This is a genomic window from Mesorhizobium sp. WSM4871 (genome assembly GCF_055811295.1).
Window position 1 is genome coordinate 12,105 of record NZ_JBVVPU010000012.1, and the last position, 24,205, is coordinate 36,309.

Below are 24,205 nucleotides of genomic sequence, written 5' to 3' on the forward strand. Positions count from 1 at the left end.
GGCACGGTTGTTCGTGGGCCACCGTAGGGCCGGGAACCGGTCCGGTCTGTCAGTCGTCGAAATCCATCGACAATGCAGCATCCTTCTGGTCTTCGAGTTCGGCGAGCCTGTTCCGGAGCGCGCTGTTGATCGAGGCGTAGGCGGCGGCGCCGAAGGTCAACCGCCGGGGAGCGGTGTTCTGTCCGACCGAGGCGATCATCGCTTCGACCATTTTCCGCGCATCGCCCTTTACTTCGAACGAACCTCCGGCAAAAGCCCGGTGCAGATCACGGACCGGCGTGTTTTCATAGGCGGCCGTAGGCTCGGCGCTAACCAGGCCGGCGGCAAAGTTTGTCCGCGTCGGTCCGGGCTCGACGATGGTGAAGTCGATGCCAAACGGCGCTACCTCCTGCCGAACGGATTCGACAAAGCCTTCGATGCCCCATTTGGTGGCGTGATAGAGGCTGAAACCGGGATAGGCCATCTGTCCGCCTTCCGAGGAGATTTGCAGGATCCGGCCGCCGCCCTGTTTCCTCAAATGCGGGAGCACGGCGCGGATGAGCTGGATCGAGCCGATGAGGTTGGTATCGATCAAATGGCGGATCTGGTCGTCACCCAGTTCCTCCGCCGCGCCGAACAGACCGTAGCCGGCATTGCTGACAATGACATCGATGCGGCCGAGATCGTGAAAAGCCTTGTCGATCGTGCGCCGCACGGCCTCGGAATCGGTAACGTCGAGGGAAGCGATCCAAAGGCGATCGCCATGATCCGCCTTCAAGTCGGCAAGCGCTTCAGGCTTGCGCACGGTCGCTGCCACGCGGTCGCCACGGGCCAGAAGCTTTTCCGTGAGCAGCCGGCCGAAGCCGGAGGAGGTGCCAGTGATGAACCACGTCCTGGTCGCGGGAGAAATCTTGGTCATCGGAGAAGTCCTTTCGCCAAGCCGCTTGATCGCGGCTATCTCCGCACAAGGTATCTTTTCCAATTCATGATACTATCCGTTCAGTGTTGCATGAGTTAGTGAAAATTTCCCATGAATGATGGACCCGGCCTTCGCGACCTGACCGCACTTGCCGCAATTGTCTCCCACCGAAGTTTTCGCAGGGCGGCGGACGATCTCGGCCTGTCGCCCTCGACGCTCAGCCACATGATGCGGGCGTTGGAGCGGGACATGGGCGTGCGACTGCTCCATCGCACGACGCGCAGCGTGGCGCCGACCGAGGCAGGCGAACGGCTCGTCTCGCGCCTGCAACCGCTGCTGCGGGACATAGGCGCGGCCCTGGCGGAGGTGGACAATTTCCGCAACCTGCCGGCAGGTACGCTACGGATCAATTCCAGCGAGATCGCAGCCCGGCTGCTGCTCAAATCCGCGGTGCCGGTATTTCTCAGACGCTTCCCGCAGGTTGCGCTCGATATCGTCACCGAGGGAAGGCTGGTCGATATTGTCGGCGAAGGCTTCGACGCGGGCATCCGGCTTGGCGAGGCCGTGCCGCAAGACATGGTCGCGGTACGCTTCGGCGGCGAGACGCGCTTCATTGCCGTCGCGTCGCCGGCTTATCTCGCCACCCGCCAGGTCCCGAAGGTTCCGGACGATTTGAAGGGTCACAGCTGCATCCGGTTCCGCCTGCCGAGCGGAAAGCCGTTTCGTTGGGAGTTCGAGAAACATGGCCAGGAAATCGCCATCGATGTTCCGGGCATGCTCACGCTCGATCATATGGAACTGATGGCCGAGGCAGCGGTCGATGGCTTGGGAATCGCTTACATTTCCGACAGGTTGGCGCAATCCTACATCGAGCGGGGAGCGCTCGTCAGCGTGTTGGACGATTGGTGTCCGCCCATCCCCGGCCTGTTCCTCTACTATCCCGGCCATCGGCTTGTGCCGCCGGCCCTGCGCGCCTTTATCGATGTGCTGAAGGAGACAGGCTGAACGAGCCCATCCGCACGGCCGGTGCCGTCTATCCGGCCGCGGCCGGCAGGGGCGGCGCGGCCTTGCGGCGCCATTCCGAAACATGCGAGGCGAGCGCGACCGCCACGGCGACCAGCATGGCGATGGCGCCAACCACCGGCAGGCTGCGATAGCCGTAGCCGGCATTGAGCATGGCAGCCCCCAGGGAAGCGGCAAGCGCGATCCCGACGTTGAAGCCGGATGGGATCAGCGAGGAGGCAAGATTGGAGGCGTCCGCGAGGCATCGGCATTCAGCACGCCGTCATCACGCATGCGGCGCACGGTTTTGGAGCGCGAGTTGTCGCCCAGGTTGGCAATCTCCTGCAGGGTGATGGTCCCCTGCCGGACGAGTAGAGCGGCGACAGCACTACTTTCAACCGGACAGGGCTTAGACCCTGTTTCTGCAAGCAGACAGCCTCGATCGTTCTCACTATCAAAGCGACTAGACGGTTTGTCACAGAGGCCTGTCAGGAGCGTTTGATGATGGTCCCTGTCCCTGCTCAGGGACACGGACTAATCGGCTCGTACCCCGCTCACGCCTGTCCCTGCTAATGCGTGTACACGGCAATTATCCCGCTAATTTCGCCATAGTTTCCGGCCATTAGTCCCGGCTAGCGATTGCGGTGGTTGTACACGCTATCGTAACAGAGTTGTCGCTATTAATGTCCCTACGTATGTCCCTGCTTGCAATTAGGAACAAACCGACATACGTATTCGTTTGTAAATAAGGCGGTCTCCGCAAGCGTTAGGACTCTTCGCTCGTCGGCTCGTGAGCGATGATAAAGTCTCAAAGCGGTGATAGTTCCGACACTGTCGGATGTGGGTTCGCTCTCATCAGACCGCCCTATTTCCCTCTCCCGTATCGCTAATTGTCGTGTTTGGAGCGCTATTTCGTCCAAACTGCGATAATGTCACGCTTGTGACGCTTGGGAATTGCGGTCGTACAGCTCCAGAAACCTTCTGTGTCCCACTCCACCACCAGATGGAGCCAATCGTGCTTGCACTCACTCAGGAGCAGCAAACGGCCATTGGGCTGGGCGCTGACGATGGAGAAGTTTGCTGCGATGTACGCAACGAATTCAAGGGCGGATTTGAACCCGAGACCGTCGAGCTGACGCCCGCGCGGCCCGTTGGCCTCGATGTGCAAGAGACCGAAGCCCTTGCCGTTTGGCGCCTGAAACCCCTCTAACACGCGGATAGGGCCGCTCTTGCACGCGGCAAGGACGGCCATTTCCTCTGTGATAAAGCCGAGGTCGCGCACGTCATTAAGGGAAACGACGTGGCGGTGGGTCGGAATGGGTGGCCTGGCATTCATCAGTTGGCTGTGCTTTCGCTGTCCTTATAGACGAGCTGGAAGCTCGACTTCAGGATGTTCAGCCACAGCTCGCGTTCGTTCGAGGGCCATATGGTGCCCGACGGCGGCAGTCGGGCAATCAGGCCCCGGATGATCGGGTCGACATCGGGCGGCAAGACGACCGTCTCGCCGGGAGGCTTGATGGGCACCACGTCGCCGGTCACCACCTCCGCGCCCTTATAGTTCGCGACGGCCGGGATGACGAGGCGGTTGCGGCCATTGGCGAAGAATCCCGCCTCCTCCGCAGAACGCTCCAGCGCCTGACGCGCGCGGGCCGTCTGCTTCACCGCCACGCCCCAGCTCTTGATGTCCCGCTCGACAGCGGCCGGGGGCGGAACAACGCCGCCTTTATAATTGTCGTACACGAGTCGATAGAGCGGCACCGACAGGAAGGCTTCGACCTTGGCCTTCGCGGAACGGGTCGGGTCCACCGCAGCGCGGCCGAGCGGGGACAAAGTGAACTGCCCAGGGCTGGGCGATTCAATTAGGCCGAACATCTTGGTGGTGGCGGTGCGGACGCGGAAGCCGCTGCTGCGCGGGCTCAGGTTCATCCATGCGGCAAGCTGGTCTTCGCTGCATTCGCCGACGCCGACGTTCTCATGGAGGGCCTTAGCCATCTCCATCGCGTCGGCCAAGTTCATATAGGGGAAGCCGATGGTCGAGCGCTCTCGCTCCCCGGCTCCACCGTTCTCGTCCACCGCGGGGGTGGCAGTCTCTGTTTCGGCTTCATCACTCATTGGATGCTCCATGGGATGGTCCACCAGAACCGCAAGAAAGGTCGATGACTGAACGTCATCTGTGGGCCTATATAGGCGCGGGCCGCATAATGTGCAAACACAAATCCACGCTTAACCACAGAAAAGCATAATGGTACCTGCCAGGTACCCTGCCAAGCACCCCTAGTTAGTCAGGGTTACAGGTGAAATTTTCACGCGAACGGCGTCGATCAACCCGTACCGTTTCCGGCATATCAGCTTGGTGATCTGCCCATCGTCAGCTAATACAGCTGCTGTAGCTAAGGCATCCAACACGATTTGGCCAGGTTGTCGACATCGCCCTGCGGGCTCCCATCTACCAACAGTAGTGCCCTCTTTTTCTGAGAGTGGCTACGTGTGGGAACTTCTTCACATTCTATCGTGACGCTAACCCGCTCCAGAAAACGTATGTCGCATAATGAGAGGATATCCCATGCAGTGCGGCTTTCCAAATGACATGCTTTTTTTTAGATAGTATGCGCCCCAGCGTCCTACCCGTGGACGAGGACAGGTATCGCTTTGTAGGGGCACTCTGAATTCCAGGGCCGTGCTTACCTTGCAGAAATTTGCAACGGGTTGCACGAGAGAGGGATGCAGCGAAGTACGTATAAAAATGTCCTGCAGATGCTGCTCTGCGTCAATCAATAAGGGTGAGACGTCTGATTGTCAGTCGGTGATAAACGGGAACCGCTTGACCTTCTTCCGCCACTTCTCCCATCCACTCCCTTTGCCGTGATCGAGCGCATAGTAGGTTTCGCCGTCGAATTCGGCAGCCATCGCTTCCGCCTGCTCGGGCTCCTTGAACCGGAAGGCTAGGTACTCTTGCGGGTAGAATCGGCTAATAGACATCTCCCGTTCAGCGCACCCCATTGAACGAGCGCGGCTGTGAGCGAGTTCGGGATCACGGCATGGTGCGGCCAAAAGCGGTCGAGGTAGGAATCCGTGTGGATTCCCTCGTGACGGGCAGGCATGGTGACCTCGCAAAAACCGGATAGGATATGTTCCTATTTTGTTGCAGAGAATCAACAGTATCTATGGGCGGAATTTTCAGAAGGGGTTTGGCTTGCGTGCCGTATGCGGATCTTTGAAATCCAACGGGCGTTGGTAGTCTCTTTCGGGAGGTGTGCGTTTGTCTAGGTAGTCTAGTCGGAACCCGAGGCGCTGCGGCAGATGCTCGCTGAGGCGAGGGCGGTCGGTCTGCCTTTCGTGGAGATCACCGCCAAGCCGGGCAATCCGGCGTCGCACAAGGTGATAACAGCCAATGGCGGCAGGCTGGTCGGCCGCTTCTTCGAGATGCCGCCTATTGCGGCGCGGAAAGCCTGCGCTTCCGGATTGAGCTGTAGGGGCCCGGCGCTATTCGGCCGCGGCCGGCAGGGGCGGCGCGGCCTTGCGGCGCCATTCCGAAACATGCGAGGCGAGCGCGACCGCCACGGCGACCAGCATGGCGATGGCGCCAACCACCGGCAGGCTGCGATAGCCGTAGCCGGCATTGAGCATGGCGGCCCCCAGGGATGCGGCGAGCGCGATCCCGACATTGAAGCCGGATGGGATCAGCGAGGAGGCAAGATTGGAGGCGTCCGCGGTCCAGGTAAGGATGCGGGTCTGGATCGGTGTGCCGATGGCGAAGTTGAGGCCGCCCCAGATGACGATCGCAACGATCATCGGAACCGGATAGGGGCTGACGGCATAGATCACCGCCAGCATCATTGCCTGCAGGAAAAGCATGGTGATCAGCGACGGCATCAGCTTCCAGTCGGAAAGCTTGCCGCCGAGGAAAACGCCGATCGTGGCGCCGACCCCGTTGAGCAGCAGCACCCAGGGCACAAGGCTCTCGTCGAGGCCGGTGACCTCAAGCAATGTCGGCGTGATGTAGGTGAACAGGGTGAACTGGCCGATCATCAGCATCAGCATGAGGATCAGCGAGGTCCAGACCTGCTGACGGGCCAGCACGCGCACCTCGCGGGCAAACCCCGCCGGCCGGTTCGATGCACCTGTCGTGCGCGGCAGAAGCGCCAGCATGGCCAGGGTCGCCACCACGCCCAGTGCGCACATCACCCAGAAGGTGGCGCGCCAGCCCCACAGACTGCCGATCGCCGTGCCGGCCGGCACACCGATGACGTTGGAGACGGTGAGGCCGGACAGGATGACGGCCACGGCCATGCCGCGCTTGTCCTCGGGAACGAGCCCGACCGCGACCACCATGGCGACACCGAAATAGGCGCCATGCGCCACGGCCACGGCAATGCGCAAGAGCAGCATGGATGAAAAGTCGGGCGCCAGCGCGCAGGCGGCCTGGCCGATGGTGAAAGCGATGGCGAGGCCGAGCAGCAGGGTCTTGCGGGAGATGCCGTTGGTGGCAAGGGCCAATAACGGGCCGCCGATGGCGATGCCGCCGGCATAGCCGGAGACGAGGTAGCCGGCGGTCGGAACCGAAACGTCAAGTCCTTGCGCCACCTGCGGCAGCACGCCGGCAATGACGAATTCGGTGGTGCCGAAGGCAAAGGCGGCAAAGAACAGGGCGAAGAGGGGCAGCATGACGCGAACAGCGATCCTTGAATGAGACGGCCTCAAATCACGGATAAAAGCCGCGGGCAATGCAGAAATTGTCGAGGCTGCTTTAGGTTTTCTTGACTGGGTTCGATCCAGCCGGCTGCGGTGCCAAAAAATGGCTGAGCAAAAAAGGCTAGACCGGGGTCTTTCTCCCGTAAGGGATTTTCAGCCACGCCCGCTCGTGAAGGTAATAGAGCAGTGACTTGGTGACGACTTCGGTCAGGCCGATGGCCGCGGCGAGCTTGATGCTTCCGGTCACGACGAGCGAAATGATTATCGTGTCGATGGTGCCGGTAACGCGCCAGGAAAGCGCCTTGGCGAAGCTGCGCGAATGGGTATCCATCGGCCGATTATCCTCCCAGTAGACCGGGCGATCCTTAGCCGAGACACCTAAGGATGAGCAAAGACTAATTTTCCTGTTTTGGTCCGGAGGGTAGAGGCTGGTTCCAAGCCGATGCTCCCCAGCAGCAATTTTCGCCTTGCAGGCCGGCCTTAAGCGCGTCGCGCCGAAACGGATTCAGGCGATGCGCTTAAGCCTTTGTTTATGCGTGTTGTTTTCCCAGAGCCGCTGCGCACTTTTGGGCGACATGCATTAACCGGCCTTCAGCCGCGAGCCGCCGAGCAGGCCGCGTTCTTCCAGGACGGGATAGGCCATCGAGGCGAGCAGCGAGTTGATCTGCTTCAAGTCGCGGATCGTGTCGAGATGGATGGAGCTGGTCTCGACGCTCTTGGCGCTGCCGTCGCGCAGCCGCACGAAATGGCTGGCGCTCGTCTCCTTCTCGCGGTCGCGCAGCCGGTCCTTTTCCAGCACGAGCTGGCGCGCGGTCTCGGCGTCGCGCGACACCAGCACGTTGAAGGCGAGCCGCGCATTAGCAAGCACCGAGGCATGGAAGGCGGAGAGCTCGCGCCAGCCTTCGGGCGTGAATTCCAGCCCGCGCTCGAGCTTTTTCCTGACATGCACCAGCATGTTGCGCACGATGATGTCGCCGACCTGCTCGAGCTTGACGCAGGCGCCGATCAGCTCCTGGCAACGCAGCGCCTCGTCCTCGGAGAGAGGGTTCTTGGTAACCTTGGCGAGATAGAGCTTGATCGCCGCGTGTTTCTTGTCGACGCGGTCATCGAGCGCGGCCAGCGCCTTGATCTTGCCGGCGTCGGCGCTCTCGTAGAGCTCGATGATGCGTTTCAGCATGATTTCAACCGTCTCGCAGACCCGCACCACCTCGCGGGTGGCGTTGGCCAGCGCCTGGCTCGGCGTGTCGAGGGCGCTTTCATTGAGCGCCGACAGCTCGATGATTTCGAGCGACTCGGGCGGCGCCGGCCTGGTGCCGAGCGCGACGATCTTCTCCGAGGCGCGGTAGACCAGCCCGGCCAGCGGCAGGCCGGCGAGCAGGATCAGCACATTGAACAGGATGTGGGCGTTGACGATCTGGTCGGGCACGGCGGCGCCGAGAAAGGCGACCGGCGGCTTGAACGAGAGGAACAGGATGAGCATGACCAGCGAGCCCATGCCGCGCATCAGGAGATTGCCGATCGGCACGACGCGCACGCCTGGCTCCGCATTGCGGGTGAGCAGCGGCGCGATGATCGATGAGCCGAGGTTGACGCCGAGCACCAGGACGATGCCGAGTTCGGGCGGGATGAAGCCACGACCGGCAAGGGTGACCATCAGCAGAACCGCGGCGATCGAGGAATGGAACAGCCAGGTGACCAGTGCCGCCAGCAGGTAGGCGGTGACCGGGTCGCCGGAGAAGTAGTCGACGATGACCGGCATCAGCGTGCTCTGGCGCAGCGGCTCCGACGCCTGGCCGATCATTTCCAGCGACAGGACGAGCAGGCCGATGCCGACCAGGATGCGGCCGAACTGGCGCCAGTCGCGCCGCTCGGTGGCCATGAACATGATCGTGCCGGCAACAAGGCAGACCGGCACCAGCAGCGTGAGATCGAAGGTCAGCAGCTTGACCACCAGCGCCGAGCCGATCTCGGCGCCGCGCACGGCCAACTGGCCCGACATGCCGCTGACGATGCCGGCGCCGGCGAAGGAGCCGACCAGCAAGGTGACGGCGGTGGAGCTTTGCAAAGCGATCGACAGGCCGCAGCCGGCCAGGACCGCCATGAAGGGATTGCGCATGGTGGCGCGCAGCCTGTGACGCAGCAGATCGCCATAGGCGCGCTCGACGCCGGTCTTCACCATTCTGGTGGCAAACAGCATCAGCGCCACCGCGCCGGCAAGATGCAGGAGGACGACGGAGCCGCTCATGCCGGCCTCGGCAATCCGGCAGGCGCCAATAGCACGAGCATCGTGATGGCCAACGGGCGCAAGAGGGTTTGAATCATGGACATTACAAGGGCCGACATTACTCTGATTGCGCTTAGCCGGGTAATAATTTTTGCCCAATTCTGGCAGCGGCCGTCGCGCGACAGGGCGTGTCGGAAATGGATGGATGACAAAATGGTTGCATCGCCTGCCGCCTTGCGCGGCCCGCTCGATCGGAAGCGCGCGACCAGTTCAGGTCCAGTTTGATGAGAGTGTTGAATTAGAAGATGTAAATGTAGGAAATCATTACAAAAACGTAATCTGCCTATTCAGTTTCGGTTCATTCTTCGAGCGCTACTCCTTGGGCATCGACAACCCAGGAGTACCCACTATGAAACGCATCATTCTTTCAGCAGTCGCCTTCTCGATGCTGGCCGCCACGTCCCTGACCGGCCAGGCAGCACCGCTCAACGCGCCTGTTGCACCGCAGTCGAGTTACAGCCAGGTCGACTGGAAGAAGCCCGGCAAGCACGTCGACGTCAGGAAGCGCGTCGTGGTGAAGAAGAAGGTGGTCGTCGTGAAGAGGAGCCATTGGCGCAAGGGCCAGAAATATTCCAGCTGGAAGCGTCATCAGCCGATCCGCGACTATGGCCGCTATGGCCTGCATCGTCCCGGCCGCGGGCAGGAGTGGATCCGCGTCGGTAACGACTACGTGCTGGTCAGCATTGTCTCCGGCATCATTTTCGGCGCCATGGCCGCACAATAACCCTTGCAGGGTTTGACCGGCGGTTCGCCGGGACGATGAAGGAAAGGCGGCCCGCGATGGCCGCCTTTCTTTTTGCCCTGTGAAAAACGGGTATGGCCGGCAATAGGAGTCGTCGGGCTTCGCCGGCATGATTATATGGAACCCATGCGCTTTCCGCCCGCCTTCCTCGACGAGATACGCGACCGCGTGCCGATTTCATCGGTTATCGGCCAGCGCGTCGCGTGGGACAGGAAGAAGACCAACGCGCCGCGCGGTGATTATTGGGCGTGCTGTCCCTTCCATGGCGAGAAGAACCCGTCCTTCCATTGCGAGGACAAGAAGGGGCGCTATCACTGCTTCGGCTGTTCGGTTTCGGGCGATCATTTCAAGTTCCTCACCGAACTTGACGGGATGAGCTTTCCCGAAGCGGTCGAGAAGATCGCCGACATGGCCGGCGTGCCGATGCCGGTGCGCGATGCCCAGGAGGAACGGCGCGAGAAGGAGCGCGCCAGCCTGACCGACGTCATGGAAATGGCGACGGCCTTCTTCCAGGAGCGACTGCAGGGGCCGGAGGGCGCAAAGGCCCGTGCTTATCTGCGAGAGCGCGGGCTGACGCCGGCGACGCAGCAATCGTTCCGCCTCGGCTATGCGCCGGACAGCCGCAATGCGCTCAAGGAGCACCTTGCCGCCAAGGGTGTTCCCAAGGCCGATATCGAGGCCTGCGGGCTGGTGCGTCACGGCGACGACATTCCGGTCTCCTACGACTGGTTCCGCGACCGCATCATGTTTCCGATCCCCGATTCCAGAGGCAAGATCATCGCCTTCGGCGGCCGCGCGCTGGCGCCGGATGCGCTGGCCAAATACATGAACTCGCCTGACACCGAGCTCTTCCACAAGGGCAATGTGCTCTATAATTTCGCCCGCGCCCGCAAGGCGCTGGCCAAAGGCGGCACCGTCATTGCCGTCGAAGGCTATATGGATGTCATCGCGTTGGCGCAGGCCGGCTTCGAAAATGCCGTGGCGCCGCTCGGCACCGCGCTCACCGAAAACCAGCTGGAACTTTTGTGGCGCATGGCGCCCGAGCCGATGCTGTGCTTCGACGGCGACAAGGCCGGGCTGAAGGCGGCATGGCGGGCCGCCGACATGGTGCTGCCGGCCGTTCAGGCCGGCCGTTCGGCGCGTTTTGCTCTGCTGCCCGAAGGCAAGGATCCCGACGATCTGGTCAAGGCCGAAGGCCCGGACGCGTTCCGTGCCGTACTGGCCGAGGCGCGGCCATTGGTCGACCTGTTATGGATGCGCGAGACGGCAGGTGGCGTCTTCGACACGCCTGAGCGTCGGGCGGAGCTCGAAAAGACTCTGCGCGAGCTGACCGGCCGTATTCGCGACGAAAGCCTGCGCTATCACTACCAACAGGAGATGCGCGAGCGGGTGCTGAGTTTTTTCGGGGCTCAGCGTGGTTCCCGGCAAGGTCGCCAGGACGGCCGGCCTGGCCAGGGCAAGGCGGCGGCGCCGGGCGGACAATTTGCCAAGGGCGGTGGCGGCCGCATTGCGATCAGCGAAAGTCTCGGTCAATCGGCACTTGTCAAGCGCGGCAGTGGAGGCATGTCGGTGCGCGAGGCGACGATTATCGTGGCGCTGATCAACCACCCGGCGCTGATCGACGAGAATTTCGCGCATGTTGAATTTCTCGATCTGGCCAACACCGAGCTGAGGCGGTTGCACGCGGCAATCCTCGATGCGATGGCGCATGACATGGCCGACGACCGCAATGCGGTCATCGCAACAATCGAGCGGGCCGGCTGCGGCGATATTTGGGAACGAGCGGTGGCGCTGATCAAGCGCGCGCGGCAATGGCCGGCGCTGGAAAACGCGGGGCTTGACGATGCTCGTGATGCCTTCAGCCAGGCGCTGCACTTGCAGCGCAGCGCGCGCACCTTACATAGAGAGCTGAAACAGGCGCAGGCGGCGCTCGATCAGGATCCCTCGGACGAAAACTTCCGACATCTGCTCGAGATTCAGGCGCAATTCAACGATGTACAAGCAACGGAAGCGCTAATCGAAGGGTTCGGCGTGTCCTCGGGCAGGGCTGGGCGCGCATAGTTAAACCTGCGCAAGAAATGAAGTGGAAATGGGCGGCGCGTCGAATCGACGCCTCTAAGTCGGGTAATTGATTCGCTTTTTTAATGCGAATCATGCGAGAGGCGCTTGACCTTCTTGCAGAATGGCGGAATCAGGACGATTCGAAACGTTAACCCGTGCCCGGCGTCGACGGGAATTGAGCGATGTTAGGTACTGGTCACTGGACAGGTCGCCGGCCTGCCACAGATATCAGGGTTAATCTGGACTTAATGCATGATGCCGGGGTAACGGGCATAAAAACAAAGACTTGATGCGGTTGCTGGCCCGGTGAAGTGCGTTTGAAGCGAGCGCATCCGATTTGACCGGCCCGGCAGCTTACGCGGCTTAGATACGCAGCCGCTTGGAGACGATAAAGAATGGCGACAAAGGAAAAGGAAGAGGTCGAGACCGAACGTGAAGGCGCCACCGATGGCCCTCTGCTCGACCTTTCCGATGATGCTGTCAAGAAGATGATCAAGGCCGCCAAGAAGCGCGGCTACGTCACTATGGACGAACTGAATTCGGTGCTGCCCTCGGAGGAAGTGACTTCCGAGCAGATCGAGGACACGATGGCGATGCTCTCCGACATGGGCATCAATGTGGTCGAGGACGACGAGCAGGGCGAGGAGCCCGAAGCCGCCGATGCGACCGCCGACGCGGAGGAAGACGCCAACGAGCTGGCCGAGCAGACCGGCACGGCCGTTGCCGCGACGACCACCAAGAAAGAGCCGACCGACCGCACCGACGATCCGGTCCGCATGTATCTGCGCGAGATGGGCTCGGTCGAGCTTTTGTCGCGCGAAGGCGAAATCGCGATCGCCAAGCGCATCGAGGCCGGTCGCGAGACGATGATCGCTGGCCTGTGCGAAAGCCCGCTGACCTTCCAGGCGATCATCATCTGGCGCGACGAGCTCAACGAATCCAAGATCCTGTTGCGCGAGATCATCGATCTCGAGGCGACCTATGCCGGCCCTGAAGCCAAGCAGGCGCCCGTGGTCGAGCGCATCGAGGAAGCCCCCAAGGTCGAGGAGAAGCCGCGCCGCGCCTCACGCGAGGACGAGGAAGACATCACCAATGTCGGCGCCGACACGCGCGGCCTGACCGACGACGACGAGGAAGACGAGGACGAGGCCAGCCTGTCGCTGGCGGCGATGGAAGCCGAACTGCGTCCGCAGGTGATGGAGACGCTCGACGTCATCGCCGACACCTACAAGAAGCTGCGCAAGCTGCAGGACCAGCAGGTCGAGAACCGGCTGGCTGCCGCGGGCACCTTGTCGCCCAGCCAGGATCGCCGGCTGAAGGAGCTGAAAGACCAGCTCATCAAGGCGGTCAAGTCGCTTTCCCTGAACACGGCGCGCATCGAGGCGCTGGTCGAGCAGCTCTACGACATCAACAAGCGCCTGGTGCAGAACGAGGGCAAGCTGCTGAGGCTGGCCGAAAGCTACGGCGTGCGCCGCGAGGAGTTCCTGAAGGAATATCAGGGCTCGGAGCTCGACCCCAACTGGACGCGCTCGATCGGCAATCTGACCTCGCGCGGCTGGAAGGAATTCACCAAGAACGAGAAGGATGCGATCCGCGACCTGCGCGCCGAGATCCAGAACCTCGCCACCGAAACGGCGATCTCGATCCTGGAATTCCGCAAGATCGTCAACCAGGTGCAGAAGGGCGAACGCGAAGCCGCGATCGCCAAGAAGGAAATGGTGGAGGCGAACCTGCGCCTCGTCATCTCCATCGCCAAGAAATACACCAATCGTGGCCTGCAGTTCCTCGACCTGATCCAGGAAGGCAATATCGGCCTGATGAAAGCGGTCGACAAATTCGAATACCGCCGCGGCTACAAGTTCTCGACCTACGCGACATGGTGGATCAGGCAGGCAATCACCCGCTCGATCGCCGACCAGGCGCGCACCATCCGCATTCCGGTGCACATGATCGAGACGATCAACAAGATCGTGCGCACCTCGCGCCAGATGCTGCATGAGATCGGCCGCGAGCCGACGCCGGAGGAACTGGCGGAAAAGCTCGCCATGCCGCTGGAAAAGGTGCGCAAAGTGCTGAAGATCGCCAAGGAGCCGATCTCGCTCGAAACGCCGGTCGGCGACGAGGAGGATTCGCATCTCGGCGATTTCATCGAGGACAAGATGGCGATCCTGCCGATCGACGCGGCGATCCAGGCCAATCTGCGCGAGACCACCACCCGCGTGCTGGCCTCGCTGACGCCGCGCGAGGAGCGTGTGCTCAGGATGCGCTTCGGCATCGGCATGAACACCGATCACACGCTGGAGGAAGTCGGCCAGCAGTTCTCGGTCACCCGCGAGCGTATCCGCCAGATCGAAGCCAAGGCGCTGCGCAAGCTCAAGCATCCGAGCCGCTCGCGCAAGCTGAGAAGCTTCCTGGATAGCTGATGCAGGCAACCGGCCGTGCATGAATTGAGGGCGCCGGTGGCGCCCTTTTTCGTGCGCGGCAGGGATGCCCTTGCGGCTCGTGCCGGTCGGGAGGATAATTTCGTGTCGGATGCATTTCTGGGCGACAACCCGGATGCCCGCCCCGGCGCAGGCCGTGAACGGCCGACCGCCGTGCTCCGTGGCGCCGGAGGAGGTGTGCCATGACGACTTACATCGTGCTGATCAACTGGACGGAACAAGGCGCCAAGAATGTGCGCGACTCGCCGAAGCGGCTCGACGCCGCCAAAAAGCTCCTGGGAGACATGGGCGGCACGTTCAAGGCGTTCTACCTGACCATGGGCGAATGCGACATGGTGGCGGTGGTCGAGGCGCCGGACGACGCGGTGCTCGCCCGTTTCGCACTGATCCTGGCGGCGGGCGGCAATTTGAAGACGCGAACGCTTAAGGCTTTCCCGGAATTTGCCTATCGCGAGATCATCGCTTCGCTCGGATGAGGCGCCCTGAAGCGCGTCGCGTTGAACGGGTTCAGGTGAAGCGCTTCAGGCCCTTGTTTTCGATACAGGTCGTTACCGCAAAACGGCGGCTTTTGCGCAATATGTATCAGAAGCTCAGGCACCTGAACCGGCCAGTCCGGCACAGCGAAAATCGATGTCGACCTTCGCTGCGCCGATCGTCGCTTCGGAAGGGGTGACGCTCAAGGAGATTTTTCCGGCAATTGAGGATCGGGCGCTGCTTGACGGTTCCGTTTCCGCCGTTAATGAGTAGAAAATGCTGCTCTCGCTCGAGAAGAACTTCATTTTCATCCACATCCCGAAGACGGCCGGGTCATCGATCACGCACGCGCTCAGGCCGTGGAGTCTGAAGCCGAAGCGGACGCAGTGGCGGCGGCTCCTGTCGCATCTGCCGGTTCGCGAAACGCCTCCAAAAGTTTTCCTCAGGCAGCACGACAAGGCAAGCTGGGCGAAGAACAAGCTGCCGGCGGAGATCTATGACAAAGCGTATAAGTTCGCCGTCGTCCGCAACCCTTTCGAACTTGCTGTCTCGACCTACTATTTCCGCCAGAGGGGGGGCGGGGCCCAGGATTTCAAGACTTTCTTGCGCTACCTCGAACGCAAGAACCTTTTTGTGCGGGTGGACCAGACGAGCTGGATTGCTGACAGACAGGGAAACCTGATCATCGACGAGATTTTGCGGTTTGAAACACTGGCCGAGCAATTCAATGCCCTGGTCGAACGGCTCGGCTTATCGGGTGAGGTGAAGCTTCCCCGAACAAATGCCAATGCACCCTACGACTATCGCGCCGTCTATGATGACGAGGCGAGAAGCATCGTGCGCCGGCTCTATTTCAGGGATTTCGAGCGCTTCGGCTACGATTTCTGATTTTTCAAACATCCGCAGTTCATCGGCACGATGCTGCGTCGTGGCTAGGCTGGTCCGAGACGTTGCGAGGCGAAGGCGTTTCCCGGATAGTCGGCGTATCCTTCAGGTCGCGTCTCGAAACACATGCCCAAGCCTCTGCTGACTGTCTGGTACAACACAAGCTGTCCGGTCTGCGATGCCGGCATCAGCAGGCAGAGGCGGCGGCTGATCGAAGCGGTCAAGGCCGGCCGCATCGCGTTTCGCGACATCAATGCCGAACCTGCGGCACTGGCCGGCTACGGCGCGTCGCTGGAGGACATCCGCCGCCGGCTGCACGCAACCGACGCCGACGGCAGGCTGCTGGTCGGCGCCGATGTCGCGATTGCCGTCTGGAAGGCCGCGCCGGGCGAGGGCTGGCTGGCAACGCTGTTCGGCAATCGCGTCGTGCTGCCGCTGACGCGCTTTATTTACGATCGCTTCGCCGATCTCCTTTACGGCTGGAACCGCCGCAAGGGCCGCTGGTAGTGCTTGACAAGTCAATCCCGCTGGCGCCGTTTTAGATACATCGTAAGATATATCTTGACTTGGCGGATGCCGCTCTCTAATAAGATATATCGCAAGACATATCTTAGGAGAAAACGATGCATAAACATGATCATTTCGGGCATCCTCATTTCGACGCGCATCCCCTGCGCGCCTTCATGCACATGGCCGGCAGGTTCGGCGGTCGTGGCGGCGGTTTTGGCCCGTTCGGCCATGGCGGTCGTGGCGGCGGACGTGGCGGCCCGGGCGACATGTTCCGCGCCGGGCGCATGCTGGCCGACGGCGATCTCAAGCTGATTACGCTGTCGCTTCTGGCCGAGGCGCCACGCCACGGCTATGACATCATCAAGGCGCTGGAGGAGCGCACCAGCGGCGTCTACAGCCCAAGCCCCGGCGTGGTCTATCCGACGCTGACCTTCCTGGAAGAGGCCGGCTATGCCGTCTCGTCGGCGGAAGGCAACAAGAAGGTGTTCTCGATCACCGAGGCGGGGCAGGCGCATCTCGAGGAAAACCGCGAGATGATCGACAACGTGCTCGAGCATCTCGAGCGTTTCGGCCGCAAGATGGCCAAGGCGCGCGACTGGTTCGGCTGGAACGACGACGGCGAGGAAGGCGGGCGGCGTGGCCGCGGTCGTTCGGAAAAGCGCGACGAGTTCCGCGCCGTCCGCCACCGCCTGCGCGCGGCGCTCAGCGACATCGTCGATGCATCCGAAGACAAGCAGGCCCAGGCGATGAGCATCCTGGTCGACACCGCCGAAGCCCTCGAGGCGCTGTCGCGCCGCTGACCCCTCCGGCAGGCGAGCTACCGCATCGGCGTTAGAGCGTGCTTGGTGCATCCAAATGGACGCACATCGCTCCAATGCGGCCCTTGCCCGTTCGACCGAGGAACGATAGTGAAAATCACCCTGCGCCGCGTTATGTGGTGCAGGGTGATTGCCGTTGGAGGATACCCCCATGTCTTTTCTGAAGCGTCTTTTCGGCGGTGGTGACGGCGGTGACGCGGGCGAACCCAAGAGCGGCGCGCCGGCCAAGCAGATCGAGCACAAGGGATTCCTGATCAGCGCCACGCCCTACAAGGCGGATGGCCAGTACCAGACCTGCGGCGTGGTTTCGAAAGAGATCGACGGTGTGCTGAAGGAGCACAAATTCATTCGCGCCGACCGCTTCGCCGGACTGGACGACGCCGTCGACATCTCGATCAAGAAGGGCATGCAACTGGTCGACGAGCAGGGCGAGAAGATGTTCGGCTAATGCAGCAAGGTTCCATCAGAAAGCGACCTTGTCGCCGCCCTTGAGCTGCAGGATCTGTCGTGCCTCGTCGGGCGTGGCGACCGAGGCGCCGAGCCCCTCGATGATCTGGCGGACCTTCCTTACCTGATCGGCGTTGGATTTCGCCAATTGCCCCTTGCCGATCCACAGCGAGTCCTCGAGCCCGACACGGACATTGCCGCCGAGCGCGATGGCCTGCGTGGCGATGGGAAGCTGATTGCGGCCGGCGCCGAGGACCGACCAATGATAGTCGTTGCCGAACAGGCGGTCAGCCGTGCGTTTCATATGCGCCACGTCTTCCGGATGAGCGCCGATGCCGCCAAGGATGCCAAATACGCTCTGCACGAAGAAAGGCGCCTTCACCAGGCCGCGCTCGACGAAATGGGCAAGCGTGTAGAGATGGCCGATATCGTAGCACTCGATTTCGAAGCGGGTGCCATTTTGCGCGCAGGTCCGCAGGATATGTTCGATGTCGCCGAAAGTGTTGCGGAAGATGCGGTCGCGCGAGCCTTCGAGATAGGGCCGCTCCCAGTCGTGCTGGAATGTCTTGAACCGCTCCAGCATCGGATAAAGGCCGAAATTCATCGAGCCCATATTCAGCGAGGCAACTTCCGGGGCGAAGGTCGCGGCCGGCCTGACCCGCTCCTCGACGGTCATGGTCGCAGCGCCGCCGGTGGTGATGTTGACCACGCAGTCGGTGCTTTGCTTGATCACTTGCAGAAACGGCGCGAACGCTTCCGTCGATTGGTCGGGCCGGCCATCGACGGGATTGCGCGCGTGAAGATGGACGATGGCCGCGCCGGCTTGCGCCGCCTCGATCGCGGCTTGCGCGATTTCCTGCGCGGTCACCGGCAAATGAGGCGACATCGACGGCGTATGGATCGATCCCGTTACCGCACAGGTGATGATGATCTTGCTCTGATTGACCACGTCTCGAATTCCTTGCCTGATTTGCTGCTTCGACACACCACATAAAGCAGCGCTGTCGGCAGCGCCGCCAGTGTCAGCCGGGTGAAACGCCAGCACCAGCGCGCTCCGCCTGAACCTATAGCCGACAAGGCGATTGTGACAGTTGACCGCCAGATGCCACCGCGCCCAGGCAACAATGCAAGAAAGGCAGGCTTTGGCGCCTGCCTTCTCCAGTTCTGAAATCGGCTGTTGGTGGTCTATGCCGCAGCAGCCTGTCCGCCTGCGCTCGCAGCCACCACCGCATCGACCTTTGCCGTCGCCTTGGCCAGAGCGGCTTCGACTGCGTCGGGCCCCATGCCGACGCCTTCGATGCGGATGACGTCGACGTCGGTCATGCCGATGAAGCCGAGCACGCTGCGCAGATAGGGAATGGCGTGGTCCAACTGCACGGCCGCGCCTTCCGAATAGATGCCGCCCGAGGCAAGGACGATATAGACCTTCTTGCCGGTGACGAGACCCTTCGGGCCATTCTCGCCATAGGAGAAGGTCTTGCCGGAACGGGCGATGTGGTCGACCCAGGACTTCAGGGTCGAGGAGATGTTGAAGTTGATGAAGCCGGTGGCCAGGATGATGGTGTCGGCGGCGAACAGTTCGTCAAGCGCGGCGTCGGAGACGCCGACGACTTCCGCCTGGCGCGGGGTGCGGGATTCGGCCGGCGTATAGATGCCGGTCGAATAGTCGGCATCGATATGCGGCAGCGGGTTGGCGACGAGGTCGCGCACCACAAGCTTCGCCGACGGATCGGCGGCGACAAGCTTGTTGGCGAATTCGGTCGCAATGCGGGTCGAGTGCGAGGCGCTGCCGCGCGGGCTCGAGGTAACAAGAAGAATGGACATGGTGCTCTCCAGTGGGTGAATTTGGTGCACCGGATATGGGGCCTGCGACCTATTTGAAAAACTGGGATATTTTGTATATGATCCATCGAAATTATGGATGGAATCGATGCAGCCAAATCCGACACTCGACCAGCTTCAGATCCTTGTTGCCGTCGCCGACACCGGAAGTTTCTCGGCCGCCGGCCGCAAGCTCAACCGGGCGCAGTCCGTAATCAGCTATGGCATCGCCAATCTCGAGGCCCAGCTTGGGCTTAAACTGTTCGAGCGCGAGGGTACGCGCGAGCCGCAACTGACCGAAATGGGCCGGGCGATGCTGGAGGATGCGCGGCGCATGGTCGGCGTGCTGCAGCGTATCCGTTCGCGCGTCGACGGCCATCATCAGGGGTTGGAGGCCGAAGTCGCGCTGTCGGTCGACGCGACGCTGCCTTCCCCTGTGCTGGTGCGGGTGTTGAAGGCGTTCGAGGCGCAGTTTCCAACCGTGATGTTGCGCCTGCATATCGGCACGCTCGGCCTGATCCCCGATCATGTCGTCAATGGACAGGCCGATCTCGGCATTGGCGGCCTGCTGGGCGAGGTCGACGTGCGTCTCGTGCGCATCGGTTTCATGTCAATGGTGCCGGCCGCAGCACCCAGCCATCCGCTGGCGCTGCTTCCCAAGCCGGTGCCGCTCGAAGAGGTGCGCGAACACATCCAGCTCGTCGTCTCTGACCAGTCCGAGCGCACCCGCGGGCGCGACTATGGCGTCTTCGCCTACCGCACCTGGCGGCTGACGGATGTGCGGACCAAGCACACGCTGATGCGCGAAGGATTGGGCTGGGGCGGCTTGCCGCGATGGCTGATCGCCGACGATCTGGCCAGCGGCCGGCTGGTGGAGCTCGATCTGGAACCTTACAGCGAAGTGCGCTCGCCCCTTTATGCCATGCACCGGTCTGATCGCAGCCCGAAACCGGCGGCGGCCTGGCTGATCGACCAGTTCAAGCGCCAGCTTGGCTGCTTCAACGAGTTCGAGCCGGGCGAGGTGCCTGAGGAGGAACCGGAGACAGCCCATCAATCAGCGCTATGAGAACGGCGCGATAGTCCTGCGCTGAAGCGCCGGCCTCGACCGCAAGAGCGGCGCGGTCGAAGGCGGCGGCGAGCAGCGCGGTCAGTGCGTCCACCGGCAATTTCACCATGGCCTGCGCTCGCATCGCCGCCACGAGGCCTTCGCGCAAGGTGCGGTTGCCGTGGCGGTTGTCGATCTCGTCCATTGCGGCGCGGCCGAGCACGGCCGGCCCGTCAAGCAGCAACAGCCGTGTGCGGCCTGGCGCGCGCATCGCAGCGAGGTAGGCATCGGAGCCGGCAATCAGCGCGTCGCGGGCAAATAACGAGGGCGGCGAGGCGCGCTCGATCTCTTCGGCGACAACCGCCGCCTCCTGCTCGACCACGACGGCAAACAGCGCCTGCTTGTCGGCAAAATGGTGGTAGAGCGCGCCGCGGGTGACGCCGGCCGCGACGACGATCTCCGGCGTGCCGGTCTCGGCATAGGATTTTTCGGTGAAGAGTTTGCGCGCCGCCGCGATGAGGTCGGCACGCGTCGCTTCAGTGCGATCGCGGTTGGAACGGCGGCTGGATTCCTGTTGCATACATGCAGCCTGTATGTTAATTGCACCTACATGCAGACTGTATGTTATTTAGCGGGAGAAGGAAAGATGAAGACGACGAGCTATTACCCGGTGCTGATGACGGGCGACGTGGCCGGAACAAAGACCTTCTATATCAAGCATTTCAGCTTCAAGCCGCTGTTTGAGAGCGACTGGTATGTGCATCTGCAATCGGCCGAGGACCGTCGCGTCAATCTCGGCATCGTCCAGGGCGATCACGAGACGATCCCGGAAGAGGGGCGGGGCCGCACGTCGGGCCTGCTGATCAACTTCGAGGTCAGGGATCCGGATGCGGTCTACGAACGGATCCTTGCCGCCGGCCTGCCGATCCTGCGATCCTTGCGCGACGAACCCTTCGGACAACGCCATTTCATCACCAAAGACCCCAATGGCGTGCTGATAGACGTGATCAAGCCGATCCCGCCGAGCGCGGAGTTCCTGGCGCAGTTTGTCGAAGGGGCGGCGTGATCCTGAACGATAGCGCTGGCAGGAACTGGCGGCAGAGGTGGGCTCCGGTCGCGTGACCGGGCGGGCATTCGCGGTCTATGGTGAGCTTGGCAAACTCGGACCCCGTTCCATGCGTGAAATCTGCCTTGTCCGCGCACCCTTCAACCTTGGACTTCGTCCGCTGCGGTCGGGTCATGTACCTGGGACGTGGCGCGCACCGCAGGCGCTGACTGAAGCCGGCTTGGTCGAGGTGCTTTCACCCGCCAAGGTGGTCGACCTCGATCGGCCTGCCTACAGCACCGAGCCACAGCCGGGTACCCGGCTGCGCAACGGCAACGCGATACGCAGCTTCAATCTGGAGCTTGCGGATATCGTTGCCGGTGTCCTCGGACGGGGCGAGTTCCCGCTGGTCGTCGGCGGCGATTGCGCGATTCTGCTCGGCGCGCTGGCTGCGGCGCGGCGTTCCGATCCGCTCGCTCTGGTGCACGTGGACGGCCACAGCGATTTTCGCCATCCCGGCAACTACGATATCAATGCATCACTCGGTTCGGCCGCCGGCATGGACCTTGCGCTCGCCACCGGCCGCGGCGAACCGTTGCTGACCGACTGGCCTGATATCGCCGGGCCGCTTGTTGCGGACGAACAGGTGATCCAGATCGGCGAACGCGAGAACCGTAATCCCGATTTCGCCTGGCCGGACATCAAGGCGACCGCGATGACGCTCATCGATGTCTTTGCCGCGCGAGAGCTTGGCGCGGCAAAGGTGCTGGAAAAGACCCGGGCCACGTTGGCGCGAACCGGCTGGCCGTATTGGGTGCATTTCGACGTCGATGCGCTCGATCAGACGGTGATGCCGGCGGTGGATTCGCCGGGCAGCCCCGGCATCGACCCCGACGATCTCGTCGCCATCCTCGCAGCGCTGGTGGCAGACCCGCGCTGCTCCGGAATGGACATGACGATCTTCGATCCGGACCTCGATCCGACCGGCGGGCTGGCAGTGCTGCTCGTTTCGCTGCTTGGCAGGGTCTTTGCACGCAGAGAAAGTTAGCTGCGCGCCACCGGCATCACCGTAACCTGGCTGATGCCGGAGCGGCGCACCACGGTGCACAGGGTTTCGCGGCCGATGCGCTCGGCATCGAGCATGCGCACGAGGTCGTCGACGCCACTCACCGGCCGGCCGTCGATGGCGGCGATGATGTCGCCCTCCTTCAGGCCGGCCTTGGCCGCCGGGCTGTTCTTCTCGACGCTGCGCAGGCGCACCGCCGTGCTGCTGGACACTTGCGACAGAAGTGCGGCGCGGCGCGGCAGATTGGTCGTGTCGGCCGAAACGCCGATGAAGGCGCGGCGGACGCGGCCGAAGCGGATGATCTCCGAAATGACGAAATTGGCGGTGTTGGAGGCAACCGCGAAAGCGATGCCTTGCGCGCCATGGATCATGGCTGTGTTGACGCCGATGACCTCGCCCGCCGAGGACACCAGCGGTCCGCCTGAGTTGCCCGGGTTGAGCGCTGCGTCGGTCTGGATGACGTCGTCGATCAGCCGGCCGGTGGAGGCGCGCATCGAGCGGCCAAGCGCCGAGACGACGCCCGAAGTGACGGTCCATTCGAAGCCGAGCGGATTGCCGATGGCGATGGCGATCTGGCCGCGCCTCAGACGCTTGGAATCGCCAAGCGGCGCGACATCGGCAAAGTTGCCATCGGCCCGCACCAGTGCGATGTCGGTGTCCGGGTCGCGACCAAGCACACGGCCTTCCCGCGAGGCGCCGTCCGGCATCGAGACGCGCACCGCGCGTGCATCGCCAACGACGTGGAAGTTGGTGACGACCAGCCCGTCCTGGGCAATGACGAAGCCGGAGCCATGGCCGCCGGCGCCGCCAATGCGCTCGATGCGGCAGACGGCCGGACCGATGCGGTCGACAGCATCGGCGACCGTCGTCGAATAGGCATCGAGGAGGTCGTCGTCGGGTTGGAAGTTGGCGGCGGTGAGGGCCATGGGTGGGCTCCGTGTTTTCAGGCTTTATCGTGACTATATGTGCGGAGCGGTCCGTGCGGCCGCGACCTGACCACATGGCCAGTCAAACCGGCAACTAGCCGTCAGGCGAGTATCCGCGACCATGCAACCGAGCGATATCTGGGGCATGAAAGAACCCAGGAGACAGTAATGAGCGATTTCAACCTGAGCGCATTCTCGGACGCCATTGCCGACATCGCGGCAACGGCAGCGCCGGCAGCGGCGAGCTTCGCCACCTATCACCATCGCACGGCGACCGCCTTCCACTGGCGTGATGGCTATTTCGTCACAGCCGAGGAAGCAGTCGAGGCTGGCGAGGAGATTGAGTTGACTTTGGCCTCGGGCGAGACGGTGAAGGCAGAGCTGGTTGGCCGCGATCCGTCGACGGGAGTGGCTCTGCTGAAGCCTGCCGGTGCTGCCACGGCGCCTGCGCTTGCCAGGGCGGATGCGGTGCGGCCCGGCAATCTCGCCATCGCCATCGGCAACAGCGAAGGTGCCGCGCTTGCCGTCTTCGGCACGGTCGGCGAGGTCGGTCCGGCCTGGCGCTCGATGCGCGGCGGCACCATCGACCGGCGCATCAATCTGGCCGTCAATACCGGCGGCCGTTTCGAGGGCGGCCCGGTGCTCGATGCCAAGGGCGAACTGATCGGCATGCTGCTGTTCGGGCCGCGCCGGCGGGCGCTGGTCATGCCCTACGAGACGATCGAACGGGCGGTGGCGACGCTGCATGAGAAGGGCCATGTGGCGCGCGGCTATCTCGGCGCCGGGCTACATCCGGTCCGCGATCGCGACGCCTATGGCGCGATGGTGATGAGCCTCGACGACAATGGTCCGGCAAAAGCGGCTGGCCTTTCCCTCGGCGACATCATCGTGGCGTGGAACGGCGAGGCCGTGCACGGTCCGCGCGACCTGATCCGCAGACTTGGGCCGGACAGCGCCGGTGCTCCAGTAACGCTCGGCGTGGTGCGCGGCGGCGAGCAGCGCGACGTCGCGCTAACAATCGGCGAGAAGCCGCTGAGCTGAGGCATCC

Annotated in this window: 23 protein-coding genes and 2 pseudogenes; 14 read left to right on the forward strand and 11 right to left on the reverse strand. The window is 62.6% G+C overall.

Going from position 1 to position 24,205, the window contains the following annotated elements; genetic code table 11:
* Nucleotides 1–49: 49 nt before the first annotated feature.
* The gene (locus tag AC0L2H_RS23345; protein WP_473592406.1) at nucleotides 50–898 is read right to left on the reverse strand and encodes an SDR family oxidoreductase; all 849 of its coding nucleotides are present in this window, start codon (nucleotides 896–898) and stop codon (nucleotides 50–52) included.
* Nucleotides 899–1,009: 111 nt separating this feature from the next.
* Between AC0L2H_RS23345 and AC0L2H_RS23350 the strand changes: the two genes are divergently transcribed.
* Entirely contained in the window at nucleotides 1,010–1,903 is an 894-nt protein-coding gene (locus AC0L2H_RS23350) for a LysR family transcriptional regulator (protein WP_473592407.1), read from the forward strand.
* Between the two features lie 28 nt (nucleotides 1,904–1,931).
* Here AC0L2H_RS23350 and AC0L2H_RS23355 read toward each other — a convergent pair.
* From AC0L2H_RS23355 to AC0L2H_RS23365, 3 genes and pseudogenes are all read right to left on the reverse strand, one after another.
* Nucleotides 1,932–2,159: pseudogene (locus AC0L2H_RS23355) on the reverse strand (MFS transporter); the annotation flags it as partial.
* 648 nt (nucleotides 2,160–2,807) lie between these two features.
* A complete protein-coding gene (locus AC0L2H_RS23360; RefSeq protein ID WP_473592408.1) occupies nucleotides 2,808–3,236 on the reverse strand; it encodes a hypothetical protein in 429 nt (142 codons plus the stop codon).
* Nucleotides 3,236–4,012 carry a hypothetical protein gene (locus AC0L2H_RS23365; RefSeq protein WP_473592409.1) on the reverse strand — a complete coding sequence of 259 codons (777 nt, stop codon included), beginning with the start codon at nucleotides 4,010–4,012 and terminating at the stop codon, nucleotides 3,236–3,238. The genes AC0L2H_RS23360 and AC0L2H_RS23365 overlap by 1 nt, the downstream gene beginning before the upstream one ends.
* Nucleotides 4,013–5,185: 1,173 nt before the next feature.
* Here AC0L2H_RS23365 and AC0L2H_RS23370 point away from each other — a divergent pair.
* Nucleotides 5,186–5,373: pseudogene (locus AC0L2H_RS23370) on the forward strand (GNAT family N-acetyltransferase); the annotation flags it as partial.
* Nucleotides 5,374–5,383: 10 nt separating this feature from the next.
* Here AC0L2H_RS23370 and AC0L2H_RS23375 read toward each other — a convergent pair.
* The 3 genes from AC0L2H_RS23375 to AC0L2H_RS23385 all read right to left on the reverse strand — a co-directional run bounded on the left by AC0L2H_RS23375 (nucleotide 5,384) and on the right by AC0L2H_RS23385 (nucleotide 8,837).
* On the reverse strand, nucleotides 5,384–6,565 hold the full coding sequence (locus AC0L2H_RS23375) for an MFS transporter (protein ID WP_107652473.1): 1,182 nt from the start codon (nucleotides 6,563–6,565) through the stop codon (nucleotides 5,384–5,386).
* A 148-nt stretch (nucleotides 6,566–6,713) separates the two neighbouring features.
* On the reverse strand, nucleotides 6,714–6,923 hold the full coding sequence (locus tag AC0L2H_RS23380) for a DUF2061 domain-containing protein (protein ID WP_097572767.1): 210 nt from the start codon (nucleotides 6,921–6,923) through the stop codon (nucleotides 6,714–6,716).
* Between the two features lie 249 nt (nucleotides 6,924–7,172).
* Entirely contained in the window at nucleotides 7,173–8,837 is a 1,665-nt protein-coding gene (locus AC0L2H_RS23385; protein ID WP_473592410.1) for a Na/Pi cotransporter family protein, read from the reverse strand.
* A 388-nt stretch (nucleotides 8,838–9,225) separates the two neighbouring features.
* On the opposite strand from AC0L2H_RS23385, the gene AC0L2H_RS23390 reads away from it, so the two are divergent.
* The 8 genes from AC0L2H_RS23390 to AC0L2H_RS23425 all read left to right on the forward strand — a co-directional run bounded on the left by AC0L2H_RS23390 (nucleotide 9,226) and on the right by AC0L2H_RS23425 (nucleotide 17,255).
* Nucleotides 9,226–9,600: an RcnB family protein gene (locus AC0L2H_RS23390; protein WP_473592411.1), complete on the forward strand. Its 375-nt coding sequence runs from the start codon at nucleotides 9,226–9,228 to the stop codon at nucleotides 9,598–9,600.
* 144 nt (nucleotides 9,601–9,744) lie between these two features.
* On the forward strand, nucleotides 9,745–11,679 hold the full coding sequence (dnaG, locus tag AC0L2H_RS23395) for a DNA primase (RefSeq protein ID WP_473592413.1): 1,935 nt from the start codon (nucleotides 9,745–9,747) through the stop codon (nucleotides 11,677–11,679).
* Nucleotides 11,680–12,074: 395 nt separating this feature from the next.
* Complete coding sequence (rpoD, locus tag AC0L2H_RS23400) at nucleotides 12,075–14,102, forward strand: RNA polymerase sigma factor RpoD (protein WP_473592414.1); 2,028 nt, start codon at nucleotides 12,075–12,077, stop codon at nucleotides 14,100–14,102.
* Nucleotides 14,103–14,302: 200 nt separating this feature from the next.
* Entirely contained in the window at nucleotides 14,303–14,596 is a 294-nt protein-coding gene (locus AC0L2H_RS23405; RefSeq protein ID WP_473592415.1) for a GYD domain-containing protein, read from the forward strand.
* Between the two features lie 274 nt (nucleotides 14,597–14,870).
* The gene (locus tag AC0L2H_RS23410) at nucleotides 14,871–15,482 is read left to right on the forward strand and encodes a sulfotransferase family 2 domain-containing protein (protein ID WP_473592416.1); all 612 of its coding nucleotides are present in this window, start codon (nucleotides 14,871–14,873) and stop codon (nucleotides 15,480–15,482) included.
* Nucleotides 15,483–15,605: 123 nt separating this feature from the next.
* Nucleotides 15,606–15,986, forward strand: a complete 381-nt coding sequence (locus AC0L2H_RS23415) for a thiol-disulfide oxidoreductase DCC family protein (RefSeq protein ID WP_473592417.1) — start codon at nucleotides 15,606–15,608, stop codon at nucleotides 15,984–15,986.
* Between the two features lie 116 nt (nucleotides 15,987–16,102).
* Nucleotides 16,103–16,789, forward strand: a complete 687-nt coding sequence (locus AC0L2H_RS23420) for a PadR family transcriptional regulator (protein ID WP_107652467.1) — start codon at nucleotides 16,103–16,105, stop codon at nucleotides 16,787–16,789.
* Between the two features lie 169 nt (nucleotides 16,790–16,958).
* Nucleotides 16,959–17,255: an HlyU family transcriptional regulator gene (locus tag AC0L2H_RS23425; protein ID WP_097577360.1), complete on the forward strand. Its 297-nt coding sequence runs from the start codon at nucleotides 16,959–16,961 to the stop codon at nucleotides 17,253–17,255.
* A gap of 15 nt (nucleotides 17,256–17,270) precedes the next feature.
* Here AC0L2H_RS23425 and kce read toward each other — a convergent pair whose 3' ends face one another.
* Entirely contained in the window at nucleotides 17,271–18,203 is a 933-nt protein-coding gene (gene kce, locus AC0L2H_RS23430) for a 3,5-dioxohexanoate:acetyl-CoA acetone transferase (protein ID WP_473592418.1), read from the reverse strand.
* Nucleotides 18,204–18,439: 236 nt separating this feature from the next.
* Entirely contained in the window at nucleotides 18,440–19,078 is a 639-nt protein-coding gene (locus tag AC0L2H_RS23435; protein WP_473592419.1) for an FMN-dependent NADH-azoreductase, read from the reverse strand.
* Nucleotides 19,079–19,184: 106 nt separating this feature from the next.
* On the opposite strand from AC0L2H_RS23435, the gene AC0L2H_RS23440 reads away from it, so the two are divergent.
* A complete protein-coding gene (locus AC0L2H_RS23440; protein ID WP_473592421.1) occupies nucleotides 19,185–20,141 on the forward strand; it encodes a LysR family transcriptional regulator in 957 nt (318 codons plus the stop codon).
* Here AC0L2H_RS23440 and AC0L2H_RS23445 read toward each other — a convergent pair.
* The gene (locus tag AC0L2H_RS23445) at nucleotides 20,074–20,700 is read right to left on the reverse strand and encodes a TetR/AcrR family transcriptional regulator (protein WP_473592422.1); all 627 of its coding nucleotides are present in this window, start codon (nucleotides 20,698–20,700) and stop codon (nucleotides 20,074–20,076) included. The two genes, AC0L2H_RS23440 and AC0L2H_RS23445, sit on opposite strands and share 68 nt — an antisense overlap.
* 66 nt (nucleotides 20,701–20,766) lie before the next feature.
* Here AC0L2H_RS23445 and AC0L2H_RS23450 point away from each other — a divergent pair, with 66 nt between their 5' ends.
* Nucleotides 20,767–21,186, forward strand: coding sequence for a VOC family protein (locus AC0L2H_RS23450; protein ID WP_473592423.1), 420 nt, complete (start codon nucleotides 20,767–20,769; stop codon nucleotides 21,184–21,186).
* A gap of 109 nt (nucleotides 21,187–21,295) precedes the next feature.
* Complete coding sequence (locus AC0L2H_RS23455; protein ID WP_473592424.1) at nucleotides 21,296–22,213, forward strand: arginase family protein; 918 nt, start codon at nucleotides 21,296–21,298, stop codon at nucleotides 22,211–22,213.
* On the opposite strand, the gene AC0L2H_RS23460 is transcribed toward AC0L2H_RS23455, so the two are convergent.
* Complete coding sequence (locus AC0L2H_RS23460) at nucleotides 22,210–23,157, reverse strand: S1C family serine protease (protein WP_473592425.1); 948 nt, start codon at nucleotides 23,155–23,157, stop codon at nucleotides 22,210–22,212. The two genes, AC0L2H_RS23455 and AC0L2H_RS23460, sit on opposite strands and share 4 nt — an antisense overlap.
* Nucleotides 23,158–23,325: 168 nt before the next feature.
* Here AC0L2H_RS23460 and AC0L2H_RS23465 point away from each other — a divergent pair, with 168 nt between their 5' ends.
* A complete protein-coding gene (locus AC0L2H_RS23465; RefSeq protein ID WP_473592426.1) occupies nucleotides 23,326–24,198 on the forward strand; it encodes a S1C family serine protease in 873 nt (290 codons plus the stop codon).
* The last annotated feature ends 7 nt before the right edge of the window (nucleotides 24,199–24,205 follow it).